The 26,156-nt window shown below is 42.7% G+C and carries 22 protein-coding genes, 1 tRNA gene and 1 pseudogene; 15 read left to right on the top strand and 9 right to left on the bottom strand.

Annotation, left to right across the window (positions count from 1 at the left end; translation table 11 throughout):
• The 4 genes from Q0502_RS05725 to Q0502_RS05710 form a co-directional block, all read left to right on the top strand.
• Positions 1–356: SRPBCC domain-containing protein (locus Q0502_RS05725; RefSeq protein WP_298648278.1), on the top strand; the 356-nt coding region annotated here is incomplete at its 5' end.
• A 133-nt stretch (positions 357–489) separates the two neighbouring features.
• A complete protein-coding gene (locus tag Q0502_RS05720) occupies positions 490–849 on the top strand; it encodes a hypothetical protein (RefSeq protein WP_298648275.1) in 360 nt (119 codons plus the stop codon).
• A 79-nt stretch (positions 850–928) separates the two neighbouring features.
• Positions 929–1,393: a DUF1801 domain-containing protein gene (locus Q0502_RS05715; RefSeq protein WP_298648272.1), complete on the top strand. Its 465-nt coding sequence runs from the start codon at positions 929–931 to the stop codon at positions 1,391–1,393.
• 21 nt (positions 1,394–1,414) lie between these two features.
• Entirely contained in the window at positions 1,415–1,969 is a 555-nt protein-coding gene (locus Q0502_RS05710; RefSeq protein ID WP_298648269.1) for a dihydrofolate reductase family protein, read from the top strand.
• 333 nt (positions 1,970–2,302) lie between these two features.
• Here Q0502_RS05710 and Q0502_RS05705 read toward each other — a convergent pair whose 3' ends face one another.
• Positions 2,303–3,268, bottom strand: coding sequence for a glycosyltransferase family 92 protein (locus Q0502_RS05705; protein ID WP_298648266.1), 966 nt, complete (start codon positions 3,266–3,268; stop codon positions 2,303–2,305).
• Between the two features lie 109 nt (positions 3,269–3,377).
• On the bottom strand, positions 3,378–3,506 hold the full coding sequence (locus Q0502_RS05700; RefSeq protein WP_298648264.1) for a hypothetical protein: 129 nt from the start codon (positions 3,504–3,506) through the stop codon (positions 3,378–3,380).
• A 367-nt stretch (positions 3,507–3,873) separates the two neighbouring features.
• On the opposite strand from Q0502_RS05700, the gene Q0502_RS05695 reads away from it, so the two are divergent.
• From Q0502_RS05695 to Q0502_RS05685, 3 genes are all read left to right on the top strand, one after another.
• A complete protein-coding gene (locus Q0502_RS05695) occupies positions 3,874–4,452 on the top strand; it encodes a tyrosine-type recombinase/integrase (protein WP_298648262.1) in 579 nt (192 codons plus the stop codon).
• Positions 4,453–4,896: 444 nt separating this feature from the next.
• Positions 4,897–5,430: a GNAT family N-acetyltransferase gene (locus Q0502_RS05690; protein WP_298648259.1), complete on the top strand. Its 534-nt coding sequence runs from the start codon at positions 4,897–4,899 to the stop codon at positions 5,428–5,430.
• A gap of 308 nt (positions 5,431–5,738) precedes the next feature.
• Positions 5,739–6,131: a hypothetical protein gene (locus Q0502_RS05685; RefSeq protein ID WP_298648257.1), complete on the top strand. Its 393-nt coding sequence runs from the start codon at positions 5,739–5,741 to the stop codon at positions 6,129–6,131.
• 117 nt (positions 6,132–6,248) lie between these two features.
• Here the strand turns inward: Q0502_RS05685 and Q0502_RS05680 are convergent.
• A tRNA-Arg gene (locus tag Q0502_RS05680) sits at positions 6,249–6,322 on the bottom strand.
• Between the two features lie 243 nt (positions 6,323–6,565).
• On the opposite strand from Q0502_RS05680, the gene Q0502_RS05675 reads away from it, so the two are divergent.
• Entirely contained in the window at positions 6,566–7,849 is a 1,284-nt protein-coding gene (locus Q0502_RS05675; RefSeq protein ID WP_298648254.1) for a Gfo/Idh/MocA family oxidoreductase, read from the top strand.
• Positions 7,850–7,896: 47 nt separating this feature from the next.
• Positions 7,897–9,252, top strand: a complete 1,356-nt coding sequence (locus tag Q0502_RS05670) for a gluconate:H+ symporter (protein WP_298648251.1) — start codon at positions 7,897–7,899, stop codon at positions 9,250–9,252.
• Between the two features lie 277 nt (positions 9,253–9,529).
• Here the strand turns inward: Q0502_RS05670 and Q0502_RS05665 are convergent, their stop codons facing one another.
• Positions 9,530–9,961: a helix-turn-helix domain-containing protein gene (locus tag Q0502_RS05665; protein WP_298648249.1), complete on the bottom strand. Its 432-nt coding sequence runs from the start codon at positions 9,959–9,961 to the stop codon at positions 9,530–9,532.
• A 497-nt stretch (positions 9,962–10,458) separates the two neighbouring features.
• On the opposite strand from Q0502_RS05665, the gene Q0502_RS05660 reads away from it, so the two are divergent.
• The 4 genes from Q0502_RS05660 (at position 10,459) to Q0502_RS05645 (ending at position 18,076) form a co-directional block, all read left to right on the top strand.
• Positions 10,459–11,820, top strand: a complete 1,362-nt coding sequence (locus Q0502_RS05660; RefSeq protein ID WP_298648246.1) for an IPT/TIG domain-containing protein — start codon at positions 10,459–10,461, stop codon at positions 11,818–11,820.
• A gap of 29 nt (positions 11,821–11,849) precedes the next feature.
• Entirely contained in the window at positions 11,850–14,954 is a 3,105-nt protein-coding gene (locus tag Q0502_RS05655) for a TonB-dependent receptor (protein WP_298648242.1), read from the top strand.
• A 97-nt stretch (positions 14,955–15,051) separates the two neighbouring features.
• Positions 15,052–17,067, top strand: a complete 2,016-nt coding sequence (locus tag Q0502_RS05650) for a RagB/SusD family nutrient uptake outer membrane protein (protein WP_298648239.1) — start codon at positions 15,052–15,054, stop codon at positions 17,065–17,067.
• Positions 17,068–17,083: 16 nt separating this feature from the next.
• On the top strand, positions 17,084–18,076 hold the full coding sequence (locus Q0502_RS05645; RefSeq protein WP_298648236.1) for a DUF4973 domain-containing protein: 993 nt from the start codon (positions 17,084–17,086) through the stop codon (positions 18,074–18,076).
• Between the two features lie 97 nt (positions 18,077–18,173).
• Here the strand turns inward: Q0502_RS05645 and Q0502_RS05640 are convergent, their stop codons facing one another.
• Positions 18,174–19,508: an NADP-specific glutamate dehydrogenase gene (locus tag Q0502_RS05640; RefSeq protein WP_298648233.1), complete on the bottom strand. Its 1,335-nt coding sequence runs from the start codon at positions 19,506–19,508 to the stop codon at positions 18,174–18,176.
• 117 nt (positions 19,509–19,625) lie between these two features.
• Complete coding sequence (locus Q0502_RS05635) at positions 19,626–19,796, bottom strand: hypothetical protein (protein ID WP_298648231.1); 171 nt, start codon at positions 19,794–19,796, stop codon at positions 19,626–19,628.
• A gap of 523 nt (positions 19,797–20,319) precedes the next feature.
• On the opposite strand from Q0502_RS05635, the gene glmS reads away from it, so the two are divergent.
• A complete protein-coding gene (gene glmS / locus Q0502_RS05630; RefSeq protein WP_298648229.1) occupies positions 20,320–22,161 on the top strand; it encodes a glutamine--fructose-6-phosphate transaminase (isomerizing) in 1,842 nt (613 codons plus the stop codon).
• A gap of 105 nt (positions 22,162–22,266) precedes the next feature.
• On the top strand, positions 22,267–22,629 hold the full coding sequence (locus Q0502_RS05625; RefSeq protein ID WP_298648226.1) for a carboxypeptidase-like regulatory domain-containing protein: 363 nt from the start codon (positions 22,267–22,269) through the stop codon (positions 22,627–22,629).
• Positions 22,630–22,691: 62 nt separating this feature from the next.
• Here Q0502_RS05625 and Q0502_RS05620 read toward each other — a convergent pair whose 3' ends face one another.
• From Q0502_RS05620 to Q0502_RS05610, 3 genes and pseudogenes are all read right to left on the bottom strand, one after another.
• Positions 22,692–24,971, bottom strand: coding sequence for an inorganic phosphate transporter (locus Q0502_RS05620; RefSeq protein ID WP_298648224.1), 2,280 nt, complete (start codon positions 24,969–24,971; stop codon positions 22,692–22,694).
• An 87-nt stretch (positions 24,972–25,058) separates the two neighbouring features.
• Complete coding sequence (locus Q0502_RS05615) at positions 25,059–25,544, bottom strand: toxin-antitoxin system YwqK family antitoxin (RefSeq protein ID WP_298648221.1); 486 nt, start codon at positions 25,542–25,544, stop codon at positions 25,059–25,061.
• Positions 25,545–25,672: 128 nt separating this feature from the next.
• A pseudogene (locus Q0502_RS05610) lies at positions 25,673–26,156 on the bottom strand (hypothetical protein); the annotation flags it as partial.

Raw genomic sequence — 26,156 nt, 5'->3', positions numbered from 1 at the left:
GGAGAGCAGAAACCAAAACAATGGATTTTCGGGAAGGCGGATTTTGGCATTATGCAATGGTAGGCCCCGAAGGGGAAAAGCATTGGAGTAAAGCTTCGTACATTACTATTGAGAAAGAAAAATCATTTACTGCAAAAGACGGATTTTGTGATGAAAACGGAACAATGAACTCTGCATTCCCTCAAAATTTATGGGAAAACAACTTTATTCCGAAAGAAAACAAAGTGCAGGTTGATATGATACTTATTTTCGATACGCTTGACGACCTTGAAACAACCATAGAAATGGGCTTTAAAGAGGGTATGACAATGGGATTAGAGCAGTTGGACGAATTATTATCAACTTTAAAAAAATAAATTGCTGTGTAGTTTCTGCGACAAAAAATGAATACTGTTTAGCAAGACCGGAGTTTAACTGGAACAACCAGGACAACGAATTTATAAATTTACTATTAGTCATCATTAATAGTAAGAACGGATATATGTTATTATGACTTCAAATTTTTTATCAATCAGGCTATTATTTTTTATTTGCCTGACATCCATTTTGACAACGGGCAATATTAGGGCTCAACCAGGGAAAGTAAGGGTAAATGGAATAACTATCGCTTATGAATCTTTTGGTGACACCTCTGATGAAACGATTATCATGATTCAGGGAACAGGAGCCACATTGTTGCATTATCCGGTTGAGCTATGTGAAAAATTGGCAGCCAACACGCGATATAAAAACAAGCCCCATATAAAAGACGGATTTTGTGATGAAAACGGAACGATGAATTCCACATTCTCAAAACTTGTGGGAAAACAAATTTATTCCGAAAGAAAAACAAAGTGCAGGTTGATATGATCCTAACTTTCGATACGCTTGACGACCTTGAAAAACCCTAGAAATGGGCTTTAAAGAGGGTAAATGCCGGTAATCTATAATGTCAGTAATTCTGGCCCGGTTGCAGTTGCAACCCAAACGACTTTTTAATTGCTGTAAAATAGAAAAAATGATTGAGCAGCTTCATGACTATTATCTGAATAAAGAAGAGCCAAACAAGAGTTGCTTGTTTGCATTACGGGACATTATTCTTAATCAGGATATAAATATTACTGAGACGCAAAAGTGGGGAATGCCCTGTTTCTGCTATAAGAAAAAGATGTTTTGCTATTTGTGGATAGATAAAAAGACAGACGAACCATATATTCTAATGGTGGAAGGAAAATACCTGGATCATCCCGATTTGGAAGAAGGCAACCGTACAAGAATGAAGATTCTTAGGATTAATCCGAACAAAGATTTACCCATAAAGACTATTGAAAGCATCTTGCAAAAAGCACTTGACTTATACAGGACAGGCATAATAAAACTCAAAGAACAAGGCATCAAATCACGAAACGACTAAACACATCTGACAAAGCAAAATATGAGAAAAGTAATTGCAGCAATCAATATGACACTTGACGGTTTTTGCGACCATACAGCAATAATTCCAGATGAAGAAATACATCAACATTACGCTGACTTGTTAAGTAAGGCAGGCACCGTTCTATATGGCAGGATAACCTATCAACTTATGGAATTTTGGCGGACTCTTGTAGAAAATCCTTCGGGTGAAAAATCAATGGATGACTTTGCTATTGTAATGGACAAAACACCGAAAATTGTTTTTTCTCACACGCTTAAAAATGTAGATTGGAAAAGTACAAAGTTGGCAACCCGAGACCTTGAAGAAGAAGTTTTAGAACTCAAACAGCAATCGGGTAAAGATATTTTTGTCGGCAGTCCGGGTTTGATTGTGGCTTTGACGAAACTTAGTCTTATAGACGAATACCAACTTTGCGTTCATCCTGTTATAGTAGGAAACGGTTTGCCGTTATTTAAAAATATAAACCACAGGATAGCTCTTACACTTGTAAAGACAAAAACTTTTAGTGGCGGTGCAGTAATTCTTTACTATGAACCCATTCCCCAAAAATAAAAACACTCACTGAATATATTCGATAAGTGTCTTATTATGAAAGTGATCCGGACAATCCGTGCGATAGTAAAGAACGATGAAAACCCGTACCTAAAGGACAGAGTATATATAAACTTTTGAGCCAATGCCTTTCCGAATTTCTGAATTATTAATCGACCTATAGTTTACTGAAATGATATTTTCCTGCCGATAAGTCCGGCAGTTCAATTTCGGGTTGGATGGGGTTGTTATCTATACGGGGTAAAACCCTGAAATGATGAAGTAGTGCTTGTTTCAATTTATGGAAACTATATACCAATAAAGAATATCATTGTAATCCAAAGACATCGAACATCACCCCTCTATATCATTAAGGTCGAATTGTTCAAAATAGTCCAAATTCCGGATGCTAAGTGTTCTTGCTCGACCTCTGGCACGTTTTTTCAAAAACTCTTCGTAGGATTTTACAGAATAATGGTTGATACGAATAACATCCTGCTGGGGCTTGCGATCTCTGAAGTTCTTTCGAACCGATTGACCGTGCGAATCAACAGTTTTTCCGGACATTCTTGCTACTTCATGGCAACCGATAAATGAAAAGACACGACGTGGATTGACAATACTCTTCACATTTCTGTTCAAAATATGGCTTGGTTCCGAATGTCTTTTGAATCGCTCCATGACCCCTCCGGCCACTTTTTTCTTGGCTCCCCCACTACCATATACCAACCAGTTAACTTCTACCGCAGACGCACCCTCGAATCGGCACAAAAACTGTGGAATCGTTTTGTCTTGTATCGGCACGATGAATTCATCCAGATCAATAAACGCAATCCAACGTGCATCCAAACGATGTTTTTCCAAGCAATCATCATAGACTGGCAGTTGTTGTTTCACCCCCTTCCTAAACACATATTCCACCAAGCCTGATGCGATGTAAGGTGCCAATACTTCTTCGGTATTATCCGTACTTTCGTTGTTATATATGTAAAATTTCTCTACTTCTAAATTATGATGCCATTCTATCCATTCCTGAAAATAAGGACCTTCGTTTTTTGCTATTGCACAGACAGCCAGATAATGCTTCGGAGATACCGCCCTATTCCGATACACCTTCCAGCGGAGTTTAAGGGCTCGTAATAATCCGTAACGAAAAATTCCCCGCCATCGGTTCCTCGTCATTTTGTGCGGGATGACTCCTGCCATAACCTCTGCAAGCCCCTTACGCATCAAAAAGGATAGATCAGATTTTACCAATTCCTCACGCCACTTCTCCCTTTTCGATCTGTTAGGAATAAATGCCGTCAGAATGTTTGACATTGATTTATTCATCATCATTTGTTATCGTTTTCACTTTAATAATGGATTAAAAGAGAAATTTATAATAAAGACACATAAAACTGAAAAACGCTGCATCATTTTAGTTTTTTTAGTAATAGGATAGTTTTTTCGCTTCCTGTTTCAAGCGTTCTGCTTCCTGTTCTTTGAATCGTGCCTGCTCTAACCTTTTGGCTTTTTCGATAACTGTCTTCTCGTATTGATAGGACGGTTTCGCCATAGTCGTGGCGGTCGCGTGTCTGGCTTTCAGCCCATGCCAATACCGGATAAGAGAAGGATATATTTACAGGGACGGGGCATATAAATAAGGGTATTCGTTACTTATCTAAATATCAGCTACATTTGAAGTAAAGTAATAACCTCCGGTTTTCGGGGCTCCTCCGAATTCAACAATTTCTTTTTCCCTTAATATTACGGAGATAGCACTCAATTGTTGTGAGCCCTTTTCCATGGGATATATACTATATTTATTATACAGAAATTTTTTCCACGGATTCTTTGATGGTTGATTTTACTTCGTCCCAAATAACTGGTATATACATTTTAGGCATAGGATCGTTTTCGGCATCGAAACGGTTCATCCGGCGATGGAACTGGCGAGAGATGTATTTATTTTCATGTTTTATGGCAGCGGAATGAATTTCAAAGACCTTTGTCTACTTAAATACAGCCACATAACATATGACAAGGAATTAAAGTTTTACCGGGAAAAAACTGATATTGATTCGGGTGATTCACAACCGGTATATGTGCCCCTATTACCTCCAATGATAGAAATAATAAACCGGCACGGAAATAGTTCACTGGACGGGTATATCTTTCCATTTCTCAATGGCATAGGCGAGCAAGACGAAGTAAATATAAAAAAGCTGAACCGTCGGGATTTAGATCCTATCAACTCCAATTTGAAGATCATGGCGGCAGAGTTAGGACTAAACACTGATGTATCAACGAATTGGGTACGTCATAGCTATATGACGCACTTACTTTCCGAGCTGATGTTGAGCGAAACGGTAATTAAACAAATGGTCGGGCACAGTACAAAAAAGGATGTGACGGCCGGATATAACCACCTGACACCGAAAAAAAGGTTTAGCATTAATTCTCAATTGATAAACCCGAACAAAAAATATAATACAATAAGTTTATTGGCAACAAGCGGATAACCATGAATCTGACGGTATGAAACTTTAAAATTGCTATCTTTGAGAACTGAAGTATATCACATTCTAATATTCATAACCTGCGTAAACTCACAAGAGGCAAGGAGTGTATGATATTGACTATATAACTTATATTTAATTGTTTAATTCAAACAATAAGGAGATTACAAAATTGCATTTACGAATGTCCTAAACTTCGTATTTACGAATGTTGGAGATTTATTGCGTAAATAAGACGTTGCCTGCAAGCCCGAACGAAGTGCAAATCTGAACGGAATTTTAAAGTCGTTGAAAGGCTGTCCGTTTCGTACGGAAGACAAAGATGGCTGAAATGATTAAACTTTTACACCCTTTTAGACTGTGGCGTTCGGACAACCATTCCGCCGACTTTGAAGAAAAGGCATACGGACTGAAATTCTTTCGAGCCTACAAAAAACAAATTTGACGATGATTAGAAAAGCTGAAAAATATGATAAAGTTCCCGTTAAACACTTGATACAGGAACTGACGGGACAAAACAACAGGTCACAGGTTTGTAAAATCGAAAATATGATTGAAATCAGAAACTTATCGCAAAAGGATTTTCCCCAATTAATCGGTTTATTGGGACAACTTTGGCCAAATAAAACGATAGATACGGATGCTGTCAAAACGGTAATCGAAAAAGGATTTAAGAGTGATTATCAGGTGTATATTTGTGCGACTGACAATGAAAAACTCGTTGGATTTTGTTCTTTGACAATCAAAAACAACTTATGGATGATGGCGAATCTCGGAAATATCGACGAATTGGTTGTCGATGAAGAATATCGGAATCGTGGAATAGGGAAAGCATTAATGGACGAAATAGAACGGATTGCAAAATCACATAGTTGTAAAAGAATCGAATTGGACAGTGCATTTCATCGGACAAACGCACATAAATTGTACGAAGAAATGAATTTTGAAAAGCGGGCATATTTATTTTCAAAGGAAATATAGAATGCCGGCAGGCAACATTGCGTTTGCCGAAATGGCGGTGTCAAACTAATTGTAGAAGTTTCGTGATTTCTATCCGCAAAAGCCGTTTGTTATTTGCTTTTAAATTTGTAATTTAGTAAACAAAAACGGCTTTTGCTCACGGAGGCTACCGTTCGAGGTTCTGCGGTTTCTATTCCGCCACTTCGGCAAGCACCTACCCGTTAGGTGGCATAGTACGTCTTTCTTAAAAAGTTAATGTATTAAATTCTGATTCTAATTATTGATGCCTTTGATTGTATAATAATTTTTGAAAATTAAATAGAGCAGCCATGAAGAAAATAATTTTAATTTTTGGTGGGAGTCTTATAACTCTCTTACTTCTAGGATATGTCGTTATTTATATATGGATAGATATTGATGTTAAGAATAATATCAGAGTAGTTAAAGAAAAATATCCTGGCAAAGCTGAAGATGCTTTGATAGCCTATTTGCTTGATACTACAAATTCACCTAGAGACCGTTCACATATCGCAATTTGGACATTAGGTCAAATTCATTCAGAAAAGGCAATACCAGTATTGAATGGATTCTATAAGAATGATCCTAAAGGAAAAACATGCAAGGGAAGACATGATTCAGTTCTTTGTCAATATGAGATTTATAAAGCGCTGAACGCTTGTAAAACAAATTGGTGGCCTTTACATTCAAGATTAAATAAATAACTACGCCACCAATTGACTTGTGTTCATTTCATAGTTTTATAAGCACGCGTTTGTTATTTGTTTGTTATAAGAAAAACACTTATCAGAATTAACATGATAAGTGCCTTATTTTTAGAGTGATCCGGTTGAGATTCGAACTCAAGACCCACAGCTTAGAAGGCTGTTGCTCTATCCAGCTGAGCTACCGGACCATCTTTTGAGGTTGCAAAAATAACGTAATTCCCAGAATAAAAAAAATTTATGAATTGCTAATTCATATATCGTACCGGGATTCGGGCTGCTTTAGCCTACCATTATCGAAAATACTATTATATAGAATTTTTTAATTACTGAACATTCTGCCGGAGCATACGTTAATAAAAAGAGCGAGATTTTAACAATATAACTATCCATTATTCAATCTTATTCCTTACACCGTTTTTTAATTCAGCAATATGGACAGAAGAACATTCATCAAAAGATCATCCCTGGCAACGGCCGCAGTAGCCACAGGATTCCATACACCTTTGTTTGCACAGGATATCCGGTTAAAGATCGGACTCATCGGAAGCGGATGGTACGGAATGGTAATCGCCAAAGCGGCGTTGCAGGCAGGCGGCGTTGAGATTGCAGCCATCTGCGATGTGGACACTGCCCATCTGAAAAAGAGCGTGATCGAACTGGAAACGTTGCAGGGATCGAAACCCAGGGAGTTTAAGGATTACCATGACCTCTTAAATGTGCCGGGATTGGATGCAATACTGATAGGAACACCGCCTCATTGGCACGCCCTGCAATTTGTGGATGCCTGCAAAAAAGGACTACCTGTCTATTGCGAAAAACCCCTGGCTTATGATGTGGAGGAAGGAAAAGCTATGATAGAAGCGGCGAGGAAGGCAGGAAATATTGTGCAGATTGGCTTTCAACGGCGTCAGAGCAAATCGTTCCAAAAAGCCAGGGAATTCATTAAAAACGGAGACATAGGCAGAATCCGTCAGATAGGCGCACAAATACATTACAATCCGGGGAATGCGGATACCACTGCCCAAGATCCGCCTCCTTCATTGGACTGGGACGCCTGGTGCGGCCCTGCCCCGAAACTCCCTTACAGTCCATCCATAGGGCATGGGAGCTGGAGGCTTGAGAAAGAATACGGCAACGGTCATTTGGTAGACTGGGGTATCCATCATATAGACATCATCCGTACCATCATGGATTTCGAAATGCCTGAATCGATCCAGGCTACCGGAAGCCTTGATGTGCTGAAAGGAAGGATAACCACACCCGATACGCTTTTGGCGACCATGTATTTCAAAGATTGTCCGGTGGTCTGGCAACACAGGCTTTGGGGTGCCGGAGACCTGAATCCTCAATTCAACAATGGCATATTCTTCTATGGGGAGAAAGCAACCCTGTTTGCTGCTGATAATAAACTGATACTGACACCTGCGGGAAGAAACCGTGAACAACAGGTGATGGATATCGATACACCCGATATGCAGGAAAAACATCTGGCTGAATTTATCCATGCAGTAAGGACAAAAGATAAAAATCTGATAAGCTGTAATGTGGAAGACGCCTTCCAATCGACCGCCGCGGTACAGTTAGCAATGATCTCGTATGAAACCGATAGCGAAGTGAAGTGGGATGCTTCAGGGAATAGGATTTCAGGCACCGATGAAGTCGTAAAATTGTCAGCACGTCCATACCGCCAAGGTTATAAAAGACCCACGATATGAGGAACTGATTATTTATACAGATACTCATTTAATCTAAAAGAACAGGGATGTCAACACTCTATTTAATCTTTACCATCCTCTCGGCAGTGGCCATTCTGCTGTTCATGGTCTTGAAGCTCAAGATCAGCGCGTTCATTGCTTTGCTGATCACGGCCATCTATGTAGGAATCATTTCCGGGATGCCGCTGAACGACATCACGAGATCCATTCAGGAAGGAATGGCCGGAACGCTTGGTTTTGTGGCAACGGTAGTCGGATTGGGGGCGATTTTCGGGCAGATGCTGGAAAGTTCGGGAGGCGCAGAGTCCCTGGCCGATTACTTAGTGAAGAAGTTTGGGAAAGAACGGGCGCCCTGGGCAATGGTCATGACCGGATTCATAGTGGCTATCCCCGTCTTTTTCGACGTGGGATTTATCATTCTGGTTCCTATTGTGTATGCATTATCGCGCGATACCAAACGTTCGCTGCTCTATTACGCTATACCCTTGCTGGCCGGTCTGGCGGTCACCCATAGTTTTATTCCGCCCACCCCCGGCCCGGTTGCGGTTGCGGATATCATCAATGCTCAATTGGGATGGGTTATTCTGATGGGATTTATCCTTGGTATTCCCACAGCTATCATTGCAGGGCCTGTTTTCGGAAAGTATATCTCCCAAAAGATATATCTGGAGCCTCCTTATAGTGATGACGATACTCTCCGGGAGTCTGATCCAAAGGAATATCCCTCGTTCCGGTCAATTGCCGTTATTATCTCTATTCCGCTGCTCCTTATACTGCTCAATACATTCACCACCGTAGCGGTCTCAAAAGGAATTGTAAAAGGATCCGTTTTCACCGACATACCGGAGTTTATCGGGCATCCTTTTTCCGCATTGATCATTGCCACGCTTCTTGCCACTTATTTTTTGTGTATAAAAAGAGGAATGGACAAGCAGAAAATTCTCGATCTGAGTACGAAAGCGCTGGGTCCTGCCGGGATCATAATCCTGATCACCGGCGCCGGCGGCGTGCTGAAGCAGGTGCTGGTCGACAGCGGCATCGGGCAGATCATGGCAGAATCGATGTCCAGCTCGCCGCTGCCGCCTATCCTGTTGGCCTGGATCATTGCCGCTGTCGTAAGAGTAACACAGGGTTCTGCCACGGTAGCCATGATCACCGCCGCGAGTATCATCGCACCTATTATCAGTGAATTCGGGTTGAAGGACCCTCAACGCGCATTGGTGGTGATTGCCATTGCCTCAGGCGCCACATTGCTGTCGCACGTGAATGACAGTGGATTCTGGCTGGTGGGGAAATACCTGGGCATGAATGAAAAGCAAACATTGCAGAGCTGGACGGTAATGGAGACTATCATCGCATTTTGCGGATTGATATTTACGCTATTGGCCAGCTTATTCTTTTAGTGCGAACCTCACTATTTGCTGGGAATATGACGAACAGAAGGTGGAGCGGATAGGGATGTACAGCCGTTGGAAATTGAAATTGTGTGTACGGAAGGGAAAATAAAAGGAGAATAGAGATACCCGCACATAGGGGATATACGACAGATTACAAATGATATATCAGGTATTATCCGGTAAGTGCATTATTTAGAAAGGAATGACTCGGAAAAACAGAATTCTCCGGTATTATTGGCGAAAGATTATAGTGGGACTAAACTTTCGCAAGTTGTATTTGAATCTACGCCTCCATGTTTCCGGAAATTAATTTACTTCTGATCAGTTCTTCCAATAAAGCAACCTTTTCTTTCTCCGATTGAAGCATCCGTTCATACAACTCCACTTTTTCATCATACAACTGCACGATCCGCTCGATCGGGTTATTGATCGGATAATTAACAATAGATGAATTCTCAGTAAATGTGTTCGACACGATATGCACAGCCCCTTCATCGGTAAAATTCTTTATGGCAGCCGAAGGGATATTCATCGCGTTGGCTATCTTCTCCAACGTTTCATTATCCAGGTCGTCTCTATTCTCAAGCTTGGATACTGATTGTTGTGTCAGATGCAGCCTTTCCGCCAGATCTTCCTGCTTCACGCCCAGAATTTCACGAAGGCGTTTCACATTATATCCCAGATGTTTCCGGTTAACCCTGTAAGTTGTTTCCATAAGCGTTTGTTGTATGCTGAAAGATGAAATATAATACTCCTTAGTCAGCAAAAATACAAAAAAAATATTTATACGGCGTTGTATTTTATTCCTTTATAGCGTATTTTACTCCCTCTCATTTGAAGTTAAACAACCAACCGTGTTAAAATACACCTATTTAACCCGCTACATTTGCAATTACTGAATAAGGATCAATAATCTGCTACTGAAAGGTCGATCATTTCGATATCATTTGATACCTACTCCTCTTTAGCAAATTAAGGTTCAATTACAGTAGTCGTTTTGAGTCGCATTCATTCCTCGATTTCCAATTCTCACTATGGCATAATCCAAGCAAGCTTGTCTTCTGCTCATATAGCTTAACGAAAACGTTCATTAAAAACTCGACCGGACTAAATCAACAAAACGAAAGACAAAATAATCTTTGAAACCAGGATGACAATCACTAAAAGATAATTTATCTAATATTTAGAATCATGAGTAGATTTTTTAAAAAAATGAACTTCACGTGTTTGATGTTCTTTTGTTCAGGTATGCTTTTCTTTCACAGTTGCAAAGACGAGGCAGAAAAAAATAAGAGTGAATTTGATCCCAACCATCCGGTTGAAATAACCGATTTTACACCCAAGAGCGGGTCTGCAAAGACGCGCATGCATATTTACGGGAAAAACTTTGGAACCGACATTGCTCAAATATCCGTCGAGATAGGCGGTATTCCTGCGAAAGTCATAGGGAGCAATGGTGAAATCATATACTGCCTGGTTCCACAACGTGCGGTCAATGGTACTGTTGAGGTTGCAATAGGCCCGGATAGTGCACGTGCAACAGCTGCTGAAATATTTGATTACCAAAGCAAAACGGTAGTATCCACCCTCGCGGGCTATGTCGACCCGACCGGGAACAAAGAGGTTAAAGATGGCCCATTTGATGATTGCGGATTTGAAGGCCCACGGTGGCTGACCATAGACCCAAAGAATAAAAAACACATTTATATGATTGATGGGATGGGTATTTCGATCCGTCTTTTGGATTTTGAAACAAACACCGTATCCACATTGCTTCAAAGAGGACAAGGGAATTGGACCAATATGAGGCAACTCGAATTTACCTTAAGCCGGGACACCCTGTTGATTTCCAATGAACAAGATGTGGATGGGGCAATCGCCGTATCCTGGGTAACCCGGAACAATGGCTTTAAAAAACCCCAGCATATTGTTTATTACAGGCGCAACAACACTTGCACCATTCATCCTATGAACGGAGAATTGTATTATAACTCCCGTACAACCGGCGAGTTAGTCCGTTACGACTGGCAAACAAAGACCTCCCAATTACTTTACACCTTAAAAAACAGGGACTGCCAGTTTTTTGTTTTTTTTCATCCCAGCGGGGATTATGCATACATGACCGTTCCGAATAAAAAACTGATCATGAAAGCAGAGTATGACTGGGAAAATAAAACATTGAAGGTCGCCAATAATTTTGCAGGAAGCGACGGACAGGAAGGATGGCAAGACGGGCAAGGCACCAATGCAAGATTGGGAAACCCGATGCAGGGTTGTTTCGTTAAAAATGAAAAATATGAAAGGGAAGGAAAACCGGATGTCTATGATTTTTATTTCGCCGACCAGAATGCCCATTGCATCCGTTATTTAACCCCGGAAGGGTTCGTATATACCTATGCCGGACGTGGAAGCAAAGGTGTTAACAGTAATGCGTGGGGATATGTAGACGGGGATCTGTTAAAAGAGGCACGATTTAATCAACCCGTGGGGATCGCTTATGATGAAGAGAATAAAACTTTCTATATCGGAGATGCCAACAATTCACGCATCCGCACCATCGTAATTGACGAGTAATACTTTAACAGGCTAAAACTAATACAATCATGAGATATTTTACAATTTTATGTACCATTCTTTTTTTGTTTGTCCTGCCAGACGGATTTGCTCAAAATAACGATGGAGCCAAAACACTTGAAGTAACGGGAATAGTCACCGATGAGAATAATGAACCTTTGATCGGAGCCAACGTGGTGGTGAAAGATGTACCCGGATTAGGCGCTATCACAGATATGGACGGGCGCTACAAAATAAAAATTGAACCCTTTAACCGGCTTGTTTTCAGCTATATCGGATTTAAATCCCAGGAGATACTGGTAAAAACCGAAACCGTGATCAATGTAATAATGGAAGAAGCGGAATCAAGCATTTTGGAAGAAGTAGTCGTTACAGGTACCGGAGTACAGAAAAAAATAAACCTGACAGGCGCTGTTACTGCTGTAGATGTGGATGTGTTGAAATCCTCCCCCTCTGCTAATGTAACAAACGCATTGGCCGGGAATGTCGCAGGCGTATTGGCTATGCAGACCAGCGGCCAGCCGGGCCATACTACTTCCGAATTCTGGATCCGGGGTATCTCCACCTTTGGAGCAAGTAACAGCGCTTTGGTACTGGTGGATGGTTTTGAGCGCAATCTTGATGAAATAAATGTCGAGGATATCGAGTCGTTCCAGGTGTTGAAAGATGCCTCCGAAACAGCCATCTACGGCGCCCGCGGAGCCAATGGGGTAGTGCTGGTTACCACAAAGCACGGAAAACCGGGTAAGATCAATATCAACACAAAATTTGAAACGATTCATAACTCCCTGATCAAACTTCCCCAATATGTCGATGGATATGACTACGCCGTCCTCTTGAACGAGGCGCGTATTACCCGTAACCAGGAGCCGGTGTATGCTGAAGACGAACTGATCTCCATAAAGTATGGACTGGATCCCGACCTCTTGCCCAGCGTTGACTGGCAGGATGTCATATTGCGGGATGGCGCCATGAGTTACAGGGCAAACGTGAACCTGGACGGCGGAGGCGCCAATGCACGTTATTTTGTTTCCCTGAGCTATGTGGAAGAGGAAGGAATGTACAAAACCGACAGATCCATCAAAGAAGATTATAATACAAATGCCAATTCTCGGCGGTATAATTATAGAATAAATGCGGATATGGATATCACAAGTACTACGTCATTGCACATTGGGGTATCGGGTATGCTGAAGAAGGTAAACGATTCAGGAAAAGGAACGAATGCTATCTGGAACAGCCTTACGGGACAAAATCCCGTACAGATGCCCGTAACCTATTCGAATGGTTATTTCCCCGGCTACAATGTGAACGATATACGTGACAATCCGTGGGTGGCAGCCACACAGACCGGTTACAGGCAAAACTGGTTAAATGAAGTACAAACCAATGTTACACTGGAACAGAAGCTTGATTTTATCACCAAAGGGTTGAGATTTATAGGTAAGTTCGGTTATGACACGAACAACAGTAATTGGATAAACAAAATAAAAGCACCCGAACGCTGGACGGCCGAACGCCAACGCGACGATAAAGGAGAAATAGTTTTTAAACGGGCGAATGCGGAAATACTCATGGAGCAAAGTTCCGGAGGAGGAGGCGACCGCCGGGAATTTCTGGAAGCGGAGTTGCATTATAACCGGGGGTTTGGCGACCATCATCTCGGTGCAACATTAAAATACAATCAGGATTCAAAAGTACAGACTTATAATCTGGGAAGCGATTTGAAAAACAGCATACCATACCGCCATCAGGGGATGGCCGGCCGTTTCATGTATGACTGGAAACGCCGTTACTATGCCAACTTTAACTTTGGTTATACCGGTTCTGAAAACTTTGCCGTCAATAATCAATTCGGGTTCTTTCCGGCTTTCTCCTTAGCCTGGAACATTTCAGAAGAACCCATTGTCAAAAACAAACTGAATTGGCTGGAAATGTTCAAACTTCGCTATTCATGGGGAAGGGTCGGTAATGATAATGTAGGAACCAGATTTCCTTACATGTATTCTATCGGGGAAGATATGGACGGTTATCAATGGGCCGATTTTGATTTTACCCGTTCTTTTCAGGGGAAATCTTATACCCGGGTTGCCTCTACCGGTATTACCTGGGAAATGGCAACAAAGCATGATGTAGGTGTCGATATCTCTATTCTGAGGGATAAATTCAGCATAACGGCCGACTATTTTCATGAAAAGCGTACAGGTATTTTTATGTCGCGTACATCATTGCCATGGACTGTCGGGCTGAATACCGGAGATAACCCAAGCGCCAATGTGGGAAGTGTCCTCTCAAGAGGGGCAGATGGTAATTTCGCTTTCAAACAAAAGATAGGCAATGTCAATCTGACCATCCGGGGTAATGCTACGTATAGCAAAAATGAAATATTGGAAAGAGATGAAGGTTTCAAACAATTCCCTTATCAGTATGAAAAAGGATACCGGGTGAATCAGGCAAGGGGATTGATAGCCCTCGGACTTTTCAAAGATTGGGATGACATTCGTAACAGTCCGGTTCAAAATGCATGGGGATCTGTCTGGCCGGGAGACATAAAATACCAGGATGTGAATGGGAACGGAGTGATCGGCGATGAAGACAGAGTTGCGATAGGTGCTACCACCAAGCCGAATTTAATATACGGGTTAGGCATATCTGCCCAATGGAAAAATGTAGATTTCAATATCCATTTTCAGGGTGCCGGTAAATCGTCCTTCTTTCTTTCGGGAGGGATAGCTCATCCGTTCTCCCGGGGACAATGGGGAAATGTATTGCAGGATGTTGTGGAGAATCGTTGGATTTCCCGTGATATATCGGGCGATCCGGCAACCGAAAATCCCAATGCAAAATATCCCCGTTTGGAATATGAAAACCAAAACGGGAACAATCGCCAAGCATCTACATTTTGGTTACGCGACGGTTCCTACTTACGTTTAAAAACATTTGAGATGGGCTATAGCGTACCTAAAAACTTCGTTAATAAATTTAAGATCAATAAAATGAGAGTATTTTTCGTAGGAACCAACCTACTCACTTTCTCTGAGTTTACACTTTGGGATCCGGAAGCGGCGAAAACGGACGGAGGAGGATATCCTCTCTCCAAGTCTTTAACTCTCGGATTAACCGTTAACTTATAAAAGAACAGAAAAATGAAACGAGTATGTAAATCATTACACTCAAGAACATGATTATAACGAGTTCCATACACCGAAATGAAAAAAACAAAATAATCGTATGAAAAAAGGATTGAATATATTCACCGTGGTCGCGATCATTTCCACTTTTGTCTCTTGTACCGATTTTTTACATGTTGACAAGGAGATCAAAGATCGATTGACCCTTGAAACGGTTTTCTTAAAAAAAGACTATGTGGAAGAATGGCTGGCGAATGCTTATTCTCCTATGATTAATGATAACGGGGATGTCGGCATCGGGAACTGGCCCTTTGGTTTTAGTGACGATATGTATAACCCCACATACAAAAACATCCGGGAGGTAACATACAGTGAAGAATCCTGGCAAGGTTCCTGGCAAAATGCTTACAGGGGCATACGCCAGGCTTCCATATTTATACAGAATGTACATGCCTGTGAAGAAGTGACAGAAGAGGAAGTTACGGATTTCAGGGCTCAGGCACGTTTTGTAAGGGCTTTTTATTATTGGAAGTTATTGCAAAAATACGGACCGGTTCCTCTTTTACCCGAAGAAGGATTGGATTACACGGAAAGTTATGCTGCGTTGTCAATTCCCCGCAACACTTACGACGAATGTGTGGATTATATTGTTTCGGAAATGGCCCTTGCGGCCAAAGATTTGCCTTTACGCAGGGAACTGCTGTCTATCAGCAGGCCTACCCGTGGAGCTGCATTAAGTGTCCGGGCTAAAGTTCTTTTATATGCGGCGAGTCCTCTGATGAATGGAAATAAAGATAACTACGCCTCGCAATTAGTAGATGATCAGGGTAAGAGATTACTTTCGGAAACATATGACGAAGAAAAATGGGCAAAGGCCGCTGCCGCTGCAAGGGACGTAATGGATTTAAACGCCTATCAGTTATATGTGGCTTATCAACGGGAGAGTGGCGACCTTGCTTATCCGGAAACCATTACGCCTTATGATGACGGTGATTTTTCTCAGAAGAACTGGCCCGAAGGGTATGCCGATATAGATCCTTTCGAATCCTACCGGTCAGTATTCAACGGAGAACTGACGGCCACTGAAAACCCGGAATTGATCTTTACCCGTGGTCAGAATCAAGGGGATCATGGCATAAATTTTATGGTATTATCCCAACTTCCTCTCAGGGCCAAAGGATATAACCAGACCTGCATGACGCAGAAACAATGCGACGCTTATTACATGAGCGACGGAACCGATTGTCCGGGTAAAGATCTGGAAATAGGCAGAGGAGATGGTAGCCAGCGGGAAACAGGTTTTGTAACGGATGCCGACATACAGGCGGGAATTTATAAACCATTGACAAAAGGCGTTTCCCTTCAATATGCCAACCGCGAACCCCGCTTCTATGCTTCGGTGGCATACAACGGGGCGCTGTGGAATTTACTGAATGCTACTTTGGAGGTAGATAAAGGACCTTATTATTGCTGGTATTACCGGGGCGGAGAAGAAGGACAAAGCAATTCGGGCAATTGGTTGCTCACCGGTATAGGCGTGAAGAAATTTGTTCGTCCCACCGATACCAACGATGACCGGAATGCCAGCGGAAGCAATTCACATATCACTAAAAAAGCAGATCCTGCCATCCGCTACGCGGAAATATTGTTAATTTATGCAGAGGCATTGAATGAATTGACTGCAACCTATCAAATAGCTTCATGGGATGGAACTAAAACACATTCAATCAGTCGGGACATCAATGAACTAAAAAAGGGTGTTCAACCGATACGCATACGCGCAGGAGTACCTGATTATGCAGCTGATATGTATGATGACGCCAATGCATTCCGAAAGAAATTAAAGCGGGAACGCCAGATAGAGTTCATGGGTGAGGGGCATCGTTATTTTGACCTGCGCCGATGGAAAGACGCACCGGAAGAAGAAGCGTTACCATTCTATGGCTGCAACACCTTAATGACAGAAACTGAAAAGGAACAATTTCACATGCCGGTAGAAATCTCAAGCGTGCGTACCTGCTTTGCCGAAAAAACTTATTTTTGGCCAATCCATAGAGATGAGTTACAGAAAAATATTCGCCTGACTCAAAATACAGGCTGGTTAAACAGCTATTAATTAATAAATTACACAAATGGAAAATATTAAATATTTATTGGGTAGTATTTTGACTATTCTGGTTATATGCAGTGCCTGCAATGACGAGTGGAAAGACGAACAATACAGGCAATACGCCTGTCTGAAAGCGCCGGCAGGTAGTACCGTGACCCGGATCAGAGTGAAATATAAAGGAGAAGACGGTACTCGCTATCAACTACCCGTTACCATTTCCGGAACAACAGCCAATGTTAAAGACAGAGATGTTCATATCATTCTGGATCCCGATACATTGGATATATACAATAAGGAACATTATTACAATCGGACGGATTTGTATTATCGGTTGTTGGATAAATCATTTTATGACATTCCCAATCCTGTGGTACATATCCCCGCGGGTAAACAATCAGGGCTTTTAGACATCCATTTTAAATTAAAAGACCTGGATCTCGTAGATCAGTGGATGCTTCCTCTCGTTATTGAAGATGACCCTTCTTACAATTATCAATCGCACCCCCGCAAGGATTACAATAATGCCTTATTGTGGGTAACTCCCTTTAATGATTATTCGGGAACTTACGGCACCACAAATTTATCGGTCTATACCGAGAAAAGTAATCAACCGATCATTGTAGATACACGTACAGCTCATGTCGTTGACGAAAATTCAATATTCTTTTATGCCGGAGTAACACAGGAAGAAAGAAAGGATCGTAAATATTTCAAAGTCATAGCTACATTTAATGCTGAAACAGATAGTACCGGAACAGTATCTCTTGAAGCTGTATACCCTGATATACTTAATCTGCAGGTAAACGGCCAGCCTGGTTATGAAATAGTAAACATTATGGATTCTGCCCGCCCTACCCTGTTAAGAAGAACAGTTACGGTCAGTATGCAATACACATTTGAAGATGTACTGGAATTGCCCGGTTATACGACCCGCTATTCAGTCAGAGGCACCATGTCGCTTCAACGCAATATAAATACATTGATTGAAGATGAAGAATACGCTATTGAATGGTAGCCAGGAATACTTTCCGGCAATTCGCGACCCTCGTTATTCATCAGTAGTCATAAAAAAAGCGGCTTTTGCCGCTTTTTTTATGACAGGGGTAGACAAATTATAAAATCCCCTGGCTCATTATCGCTTTGGCAACCTTCATGAAACCGGCGATATTGGCACCTTTCACGTAGTTAATGTAACCGTCGCTTTCCGTACCATATTTCACACAGTTCTCATGGATATTCGCCATGATCCATTTCAGTTTTTCATCCACCTGTTCTGCCGGCCAGCTGTACCGTTCGGAATTTTGTGTCATTTCCAGTCCCGAAACCGATACTCCACCCGCGTTTGCAGCCTTTCCGGGAGCATACAGTATCTTATTCGACTGGAAAACCGCGATAGCTTCAGGAGTGCTCGGCATATTGGCACCTTCCGAAACCGCTATTACACCGTTCTTCACGAGCGCTTCGGCATCCGCCTGGTCGACCTCGTTCTGGGTAGCCGAAGGAAGGGCGATATCCGCTTTCTCTCCCCATGGGCGCGCCCCGGGAACATATTTGCAACCATACTCCTCGGCATACTCACGAATGCGTCCCCGGTAGAGATTCTTCAACTCCATCACAAAGCGCAGTTTCTCTTCAGTGATGCCATCGGGATCATAAATATAACCGTCGGAATCCGACAGCGTCACGGGGATAGCCCCCAATTCCAGCAGTTTTTCGCAGGTATACTGGGCTACGTTACCCGATCCCGAAACCAGGCATTTTTTTCCTTTGATATCTATATTTTTGGTCTTCAGCATCTCCAGCAGGAAATAGACGTTCCCGTAGCCGGTCGCTTCGGGACGAATGAGCGATCCGCCAAACTCGCGTCCTTTGCCGGTGAATGTGCCGGTAAACTCTTCGGCCAACTTCTTGTATTTACCGAACATATAACCTATTTCACGGCCGCCCACGCCGATATCTCCGGCAGGTACATCGGTATTGGGCCCGATGACGCGCCACAAACCTTCCACAAAAGCCTGGCAGAAACGCATCACCTCCCCGTCGGACTTACCACGGGGTGAAAAATCGGAACCTCCTTTGGCTCCTCCCATCGGCAACGTGGTAAGTGCATTCTTGAATGTCTGTTCAAAAGCAAGGAATTTCAGAATAGAAGGCGATACCGAAGCGTGAAAGCGAATTCCCCCTTTATAAGGGCCAATGGCATTGTTATGCTGCACCCGGTAACCCATATTGGTCTGTACATTTCCCTTATCATCGACCCATGTAACACGGAAAGAATGAATCTTATCGGGAATAACCAAACGCTCGATCAGGTTTGCTTTTTCAAACTCGGGATGTTCATTATATACATCCTCAATTGATTCCACTACTTCCTCAACAGCCTGATGGTATTCCGGCTCGTTGGGAAAACGCCTTTTTAGAAAATCGATAACCTCTGAAGATCGCATGAAAATTCTGTTTTAATCAAATAATGTCAATAAAATCACTTTGAAACACAAAGTTAGAAAATAATTTCCAAAACAAAAATATTTTATGCATTTATGTTAATTTCGTTACTCAAATAGCTATTTTTTTAGATTTCTGTAAACAGGAATAAAAACAATTGCCCCCGATATCAGAATGGAGATGACGGTAAACGGGGTTATTTTTGCATATAACAGGATATAGACAACCAGTACAATCCAAAGGATAATGATAAATGCAATCTGTGTCTGAGAAAGGTTTCTTCTTGCCATACTTTTCGAAATAGTTGTTACAAAGATAATACCTCATCCATCTTGTGCAACACATTGTCCCCAAAATTTGAGGGGAGGCCCCGGAATTACTCAACAAACATTTTGTTTTATTTTTATTGCATTTAGTGTTAAAATGACAATATTACTGGAGAATTAATGTCATTAACACATAATATTAAACAATAACCCGTCTTTTTTGTTATATTGTAAATATCTTTTCTTTTTTCTTTGATATTTCAGAAAGATAATGCATTTTTGCATCTTCGTTATAAAAATAACCGGAATATTTTCGTTAAGCAATACGAACAGAAGCCAAGCTTGCTTGGAAAACAACTAAGTTTAGGTGAATATGTCGTTGCAAGAATTGAAAATCGAAGAGCGAAGGCGACTCAAAATATCTAAAGTAATTGAACATGGTGAATCCATCCAGTCCGTTTTTAGCGTTATCACTTTTTCTGCCCCTATCCGGACGGATATTCCACCTTCTTGTATTATATTCCATCAAACTTAATCATAATCATATATGTGCGGAATAGTCGGATATATCGGTAACAGGCAAGCTTATCCTATTTTGATGAAAGGGCTTCACAGGCTCGAGTACCGTGGGTATGACAGCGCCGGAATCGCTTTGATCGATAATAAACATCTCAAAGTATACAAAACAAAAGGGAAAGTAGATGAATTGGAACAATTCGCGCAACAAAAAGATACTATAGGGACAATCGGAATCGCACATACCCGTTGGGCGACCCATGGAGAGCCGACTCAAAATAATGCGCACCCTCATTATTCGCAATCGGAAGAGATCGCCATCATTCACAACGGGATCATTGAGAACTATGCTGTTCTGAAAGAAGGGTTGATGAAAGAGGGATATATATTCCAAAGCGAAACCGACACGGAAGTATTGGTGCAGTTGATAGAATATATGAAGAAAACGAATGACACCGATCTGCCTACCGCCGTACAGTTGGCATTAGGCCAGGTTGTGGGGGCCTATGCCATTGCCGTTCTCGACAAACATAATCCGGATCTGATCGTGGCGGCCAGAAAAGGGAGTCCTTTAGTGGTCGGTATAGGAGAAGAGGAATATTTTATCGGTTCCGACGCAACGCCCATCATCGAATACACAAACAGGGTCACCTATATCGGCGAGGAGGAGATTGTCACCATAAAACGGAATGAACCGCTTAAGATCAAGACAATAGGGAATATTGACAAAACGCCGCAGATACAGCAACTCGAGCTGACCCTTAGTCAACTTGAGAAGGGGGGATATCCTCATTTCATGCTCAAAGAGATATTTGAACAGCCTCACTCCCTGGGTGATTGTATGCGCGGCAGGGTGAATGTCGACAAGGATAATATTACGTTGGCCGGTTTTATTGACAATAAAGACAAATTCCTGAATGCCAAACGTATTATCATCACTGCCTGCGGAACTTCCTGGCATGCTGCGCAGATCGGCATGTATGCGATCGAAGAGTATGCCCGCATCCCGGTGGAAGTGGAATATTCATCCGAATTCCGCTACAGGAAGCCGGTCATCCACCAGGATGATATTGTCATTGCCATATCCCAATCGGGGGAGACCGCCGATACATTGGCGGCGGTAGAGCTTGCCAAACAACACGGAGCATTTATCTTCGGTATCTGTAATGTGGTAGGTTCCTCCATACCGAGAAATACACATTCAGGATGTTACACACATGTAGGCCCCGAAATCGGCGTAGCATCTACAAAAGCCTTTACGGCGCAGGTCACCGTCCTCACCATGCTGGCCGTTCTCATCGGAAAGGAGAACGGAACGCTTTCACACGATGAATACCTTAAACTGATCAGGGAGTTGAGCCTGATACCCGATAAGGTAGGCGATGTGCTCAAGAAAAACGATCAGATTGCCGAACTGGCGAAAACTTTCACCTATGCCAGCAACTGTATTTATCTGGGCAGGGGATATAATTTCCCGGTCGCCCTGGAAGGTGCCCTGAAACTGAAAGAGATTTCCTACATACATGCCGAAGGTTACCCTGCCGCCGAGATGAAACACGGCCCGATAGCGCTTATCAGCCATGAAATGCCGGTTATAGCCATTGCAACCCAATCCGAAACTTACGAAAAAGTACTGAGTAATATTCAGGAAATAAAAGCCCGCAAAGGCAGGATCATTTCCATCGTCACCGAGGGGGACGTTGTCATAAAGAACCTTTCATCCCATACTATTGAAGTACCCGGAACAATGCCCTGTCTGGCCCCTTTGCTTTCGGTTATTCCTCTTCAATTACTGGCCTATCATATTGCGGTAGTGAAAGGGTGTGATGTGGACCAGCCGCGTAACCTGGCGAAATCAGTGACGGTGGAATGAGCAACCAAAACTTAACAAAAACTTAATCAAAACGTAACGCCCTGTTTGCCGTTATCTCCCTACTTTTGTACAGTTTTAAATTAGACTGACAAAATAGTATCCATTATGAGATCTGTATTAATGCTTGGTTGCTCTTTATTGATTTCGGTGTCTGCTTTTGCTTTCATTGACAATAACAGCGAGAAAAAAAGTAAAGAGACCACATCGGTCAACCGTGTGGAAAATGTAAAAGCGTTACAACTGACCGGTTCAGTCGTAGACGATAAGAACAAAGAGACGCTTGCCGGGGCTGCTATTATTGTGGACGGAAAAAAATATTACTCCGATCTTGACGGGCAATTTACCATCTCCGGTGTAAATCCCGGTAAATATGAACTAACGGTTGAATTGATTTCTTACGAACCCTATACAACAGAAATCGATCTCACGAAAAATCAGAATCTGAGCGTTAGTCTATTGCAAAAATAAATAGCAGATAAAAAGTTTTTGGATCAGGTAATATTATTACCGTAACCGTATACAAATAGCGTTTAGACATCGAGAGGAGCTTGTTCCAGGAAGTGCTTTGTATTTCGCTCCGATACCGACTTGGCATATTGTTCCTTGAAGTTACGGTGCGACTTCATCAGATTGCTCGATTGCAGGGTGATGATCTTCGATTCATTCACCAGACTCAGGAAAAGAATGCTGCTACGGGTAGTCGACTCTCCTGCTTTTACCCGTTTAATCTGGCGTTTGGTCAATTTTGGATTCAAATCAAGAATCGCTTCCCGCATATTTACAATCAGGTTAAACTGGCCGTAATCGCCTGATTTTTCCATCTTCTCGTATCCGGCAAACGCTTCGGAAAGGATTTTATAGATGACCTTCAGGTCTTCGACCTGTTCTTTGGAGAATGCGGTGTGATTATTGTCGATATACCGGAAAGTTGCCTCAGAAATTACTTTCAACGATTTGGTAATTTCATAGGAGTAGTCCACCAATTGCACATATTCCTGTTCAAGCTCCAGCGCGTTCATCTGGATGCTTTCCAGCGTGGGAACCACTTCATAATCCCGTTTATCCTTGAATCTTTCATACAACTCATAGGCTTCACCCGTGGCCTTCCTTACCAGCTTCCTGTCCTCATCTTTCAGTCCTTCCACGACACGTTTATAGATAGAGAGTGTTTTCTCCAGCATCAGGTGTACTTCATTGTTACAGGAAGTGACCAACTGTTGTTCGCTGGAAAGGATCTGCTGATGCTGTTGTTCTTTGGATTTCAGTTTGGAATGTAACTTCCCTGATTTAAACAGGATAAAGACGACCAGCAGCAACATCACAGCGATAGCAATCTTGCCGCCCCACATCAGGAATAGACCCACAAGCATCGAAGCGGAGAATGCCACAAGTGCAGTCAGTAACCAGCCTGCCACCACCGTCAGTACTCCGTTGATCCGGTAAACAGCGCTCTCCCGTCCCCAGGCCCGGTCGGCCAGGGAACTACCCATAGCCACCATAAAAGTAACATAGGTAGTAGATAAGGGTAATTTCAACGATGTTCCGAGCGAGATCAACAGGGCTGCAATGGTAAGGTTGACGGATGCCCTTATCAAGTCGAAAGAAGCTTTGTTTTCCAGTTCCACCGGCTGAAACCGCCTGTTAATGAAATCTTTTGCCGATACCGGCATTACCCTGCCGATCGATTTACTGAGATTGAGGCTGCTCCTCACCATGGAGCGTGAAAGGGATGAGGAGGAGAATCGTTCCACTCCCTCCCCTTTGCGGGCAAGATTTACTTCCGTTTCTGTCACAGTCCGGGATTTTTTAGAAAACCAGAGCGCCAGCACCATGATCACTCCGGCGCCCAGCAACCACCAGATATTGGCAACTACCGGTTCCGACAACTTACCCATATGAAGCAGATTGATATCGCCCCCTGAAGCAGCGACATCCTGTGCTATCCGGAATGAATCGTAACCGGCCATAAATACCCCGATAAAATTCACGAGGTCGTTTCCGGCGAATGCCATGGCCAATGCGGCGGTTCCGGCCAGCACGATCACTTTGAGTATCCTTACCCGGAAGAGATGTTGAAGTATCGCCATGAACACCGTCCATCCGATAAAGGTGTACAGAAGGGCCGTTCCCATGTTGTGTTCCAGATAATCGAGCATATCAGGGCTCACCAGCACGCTTCCTTTCAGTCCCTTAAAAATGGCGAAGTAGGTAATAGCCGTGAGGGCAATCCCACCCCAGATGGCGCCCAGATATTTAAATGTCCTGGTGTAATTGAAAGAGAATATCAAACGGGAGATATACATGATGGCACTACCCGCCACGAACGCGATGGCGATGGATATAAATATACCACCGATGATAGCTAAGGCTTTCCCGCTATTGAGGAATTCCCCCAGCTGTTCGCCCGATCCTGAAGTCCAGATGGTGAAAAGAGCAACTGCAACCGCCGCTCCCAGGAGTTCGAATACCAGAGAAACTGTGGTGGAAGTAGGTAATCCGAATGTGTTGAACAGGTCGAGCAGAATGACGTCGGTAAGCATCACCGCCAGAAACAGGATCATAATGGCCGGGAATGTGAATTTCTCCGGATAAAAGACCCCGCTTCGGGCGATCTCCATCATCCCGCTTGAGAACAGCGTCCCTATCATCACTCCAATGGAAGCGACTGTGAGAATTACCCAGAGAGGAGCTACTTTTGACCCGATACTCGAATTAAGGAAGTTTACCGCATCGTTTGCTACCCCTACGATGAGGTCTAACGCTGCCAGGCCTAACAGAATAATTACAATAATTAAATAAACAGGATCCATTCAGTACTAAATTATTTTGGCCACAAAGGTCTCTTATAAATGTTACAAAATGGTTACGATTTGGTTACATTATTGTTAAGATTGCAGTCAGTATCTTTTTTCATCTATCAGTTCACCTTTGTCACTCCACATTCTCCAGATCCCGGTCTTTTTACCGTCGTAGTAGTTCATTTCATACCGCTGTACTCCCAATTCATCCCAGATCCGCCATGTCCCGTGCTTTTGTCCGTTCTTGTATTCCGCTTCGGAGATAAGTTGCCCCGATACATCATAATTCCGCCACAAACCATGCAGTTTGCCATCTTTATAGGAACGCACCTCCTTGGGTTTCCGGTTTTCGAAATAGACTATATAAGGACCTTCGGGCAGACCGTTTTTTATCTGCATTTCCAGCTTGATCGTATTATTCCCGTAATATTCGCGGTAGTCTCCCGTATAGAGTTCTGTTTGCGCCCTGTCGCGATAATAAACACCATCCGATTGGTACAACTGCGGGATATCCTGTGGTTTCTGTGCGGGTAAGCCCAAGACCAGAAAGAAACCGGCCAACAATAGCCATATTTTATTTTTCATACGCTTTTCGTAATGTTATATATCAATCAATACAGCAACAAATGTATAAACTAATCAATGTATAGATAGTAAAAAACACCTTGATTTGCACCAAGGTATTTTTTATCTCTGAATAGAGTACTATTTACTTAGAACTGATATCCCGTCCAGGCAAAGATATCGGTTGGGCAACCGGTATTGCCTGGTTCGATTTTTACGTTCGGTAACCCGGCTTCCGGATTTATCAGCTTGTCTGTAACCGAAGTCAATTGGTTCGTTAAGCTGATAGCCGTACCTGCATTTGCCCCGTCCACATCGATCACATCCTGCGCCGTACCTGTACCTTTTACCAATGCATTTTCAATAGTTGCTTTGGCGCCACGGCGAATTTTGAGTACATCCTGCATCGTTTTTTTCTTAAAATCGGCGTGTTGTGTATCTTCAAGCTTCGCCAATTTTAATTCGATCGTCATATTCCTGATCGTGAAATCGGATTGTCCCGTATGATCAGGGAAATTACCGTCCAGATTACCGTCCGCTTCCACTCCGCGCGGATCCGACTCGGTACTGGAATAATTGCTTTCCCAGATTCCATAGGCATTTTCTAATGTTCCGCTATAACCTTGTGTAAAG

Source organism: uncultured Proteiniphilum sp., from assembly GCF_937873925.1.
GTDB lineage: Bacteria > Bacteroidota > Bacteroidia > Bacteroidales > Dysgonomonadaceae > Proteiniphilum.
This window is presented reverse-complemented; position numbering and strand designations above follow the sequence as displayed.

Excerpts from the sequence above, each read along its gene's own strand:
- Q0502_RS05720 (WP_298648275.1), top strand. The coding sequence starts at position 490 with ATGACTTCAAATTTTTTATCAATCAGGCTATTATTTTTTATTTGCCTG.
- Q0502_RS05715 (WP_298648272.1), top strand. The coding sequence starts at position 929 with ATGTCAGTAATTCTGGCCCGGTTGCAGTTGCAACCCAAACGACTTTTT.
- Q0502_RS05710 (WP_298648269.1), top strand. The coding sequence starts at position 1,415 with ATGAGAAAAGTAATTGCAGCAATCAATATGACACTTGACGGTTTTTGC.
- Q0502_RS05705 (WP_298648266.1), bottom strand. The coding sequence starts at position 3,268 with ATGTCAAACATTCTGACGGCATTTATTCCTAACAGATCGAAAAGGGAG.
- Q0502_RS05700 (WP_298648264.1), bottom strand. The coding sequence starts at position 3,506 with ATGGCGAAACCGTCCTATCAATACGAGAAGACAGTTATCGAAAAAGCC.
- Q0502_RS05695 (WP_298648262.1), top strand. The coding sequence starts at position 3,874 with ATGGAACTGGCGAGAGATGTATTTATTTTCATGTTTTATGGCAGCGGA.
- Q0502_RS05690 (WP_298648259.1), top strand. The coding sequence starts at position 4,897 with ATGATTAGAAAAGCTGAAAAATATGATAAAGTTCCCGTTAAACACTTG.
- Q0502_RS05685 (WP_298648257.1), top strand. The coding sequence starts at position 5,739 with ATGAAGAAAATAATTTTAATTTTTGGTGGGAGTCTTATAACTCTCTTA.
- Q0502_RS05675 (WP_298648254.1), top strand. The coding sequence starts at position 6,566 with ATGGACAGAAGAACATTCATCAAAAGATCATCCCTGGCAACGGCCGCA.
- Q0502_RS05670 (WP_298648251.1), top strand. The coding sequence starts at position 7,897 with ATGTCAACACTCTATTTAATCTTTACCATCCTCTCGGCAGTGGCCATT.
- Q0502_RS05665 (WP_298648249.1), bottom strand. The coding sequence starts at position 9,961 with ATGGAAACAACTTACAGGGTTAACCGGAAACATCTGGGATATAATGTG.
- Q0502_RS05660 (WP_298648246.1), top strand. The coding sequence starts at position 10,459 with ATGAACTTCACGTGTTTGATGTTCTTTTGTTCAGGTATGCTTTTCTTT.
- Q0502_RS05655 (WP_298648242.1), top strand. The coding sequence starts at position 11,850 with ATGAGATATTTTACAATTTTATGTACCATTCTTTTTTTGTTTGTCCTG.
- Q0502_RS05650 (WP_298648239.1), top strand. The coding sequence starts at position 15,052 with ATGAAAAAAGGATTGAATATATTCACCGTGGTCGCGATCATTTCCACT.
- Q0502_RS05645 (WP_298648236.1), top strand. The coding sequence starts at position 17,084 with ATGGAAAATATTAAATATTTATTGGGTAGTATTTTGACTATTCTGGTT.
- Q0502_RS05640 (WP_298648233.1), bottom strand. The coding sequence starts at position 19,508 with ATGCGATCTTCAGAGGTTATCGATTTTCTAAAAAGGCGTTTTCCCAAC.
- Q0502_RS05635 (WP_298648231.1), bottom strand. The coding sequence starts at position 19,796 with ATGGCAAGAAGAAACCTTTCTCAGACACAGATTGCATTTATCATTATC.
- glmS (WP_298648229.1), top strand. The coding sequence starts at position 20,320 with ATGTGCGGAATAGTCGGATATATCGGTAACAGGCAAGCTTATCCTATT.
- Q0502_RS05625 (WP_298648226.1), top strand. The coding sequence starts at position 22,267 with ATGAGATCTGTATTAATGCTTGGTTGCTCTTTATTGATTTCGGTGTCT.
- Q0502_RS05620 (WP_298648224.1), bottom strand. The coding sequence starts at position 24,971 with ATGGATCCTGTTTATTTAATTATTGTAATTATTCTGTTAGGCCTGGCA.
- Q0502_RS05615 (WP_298648221.1), bottom strand. The coding sequence starts at position 25,544 with ATGAAAAATAAAATATGGCTATTGTTGGCCGGTTTCTTTCTGGTCTTG.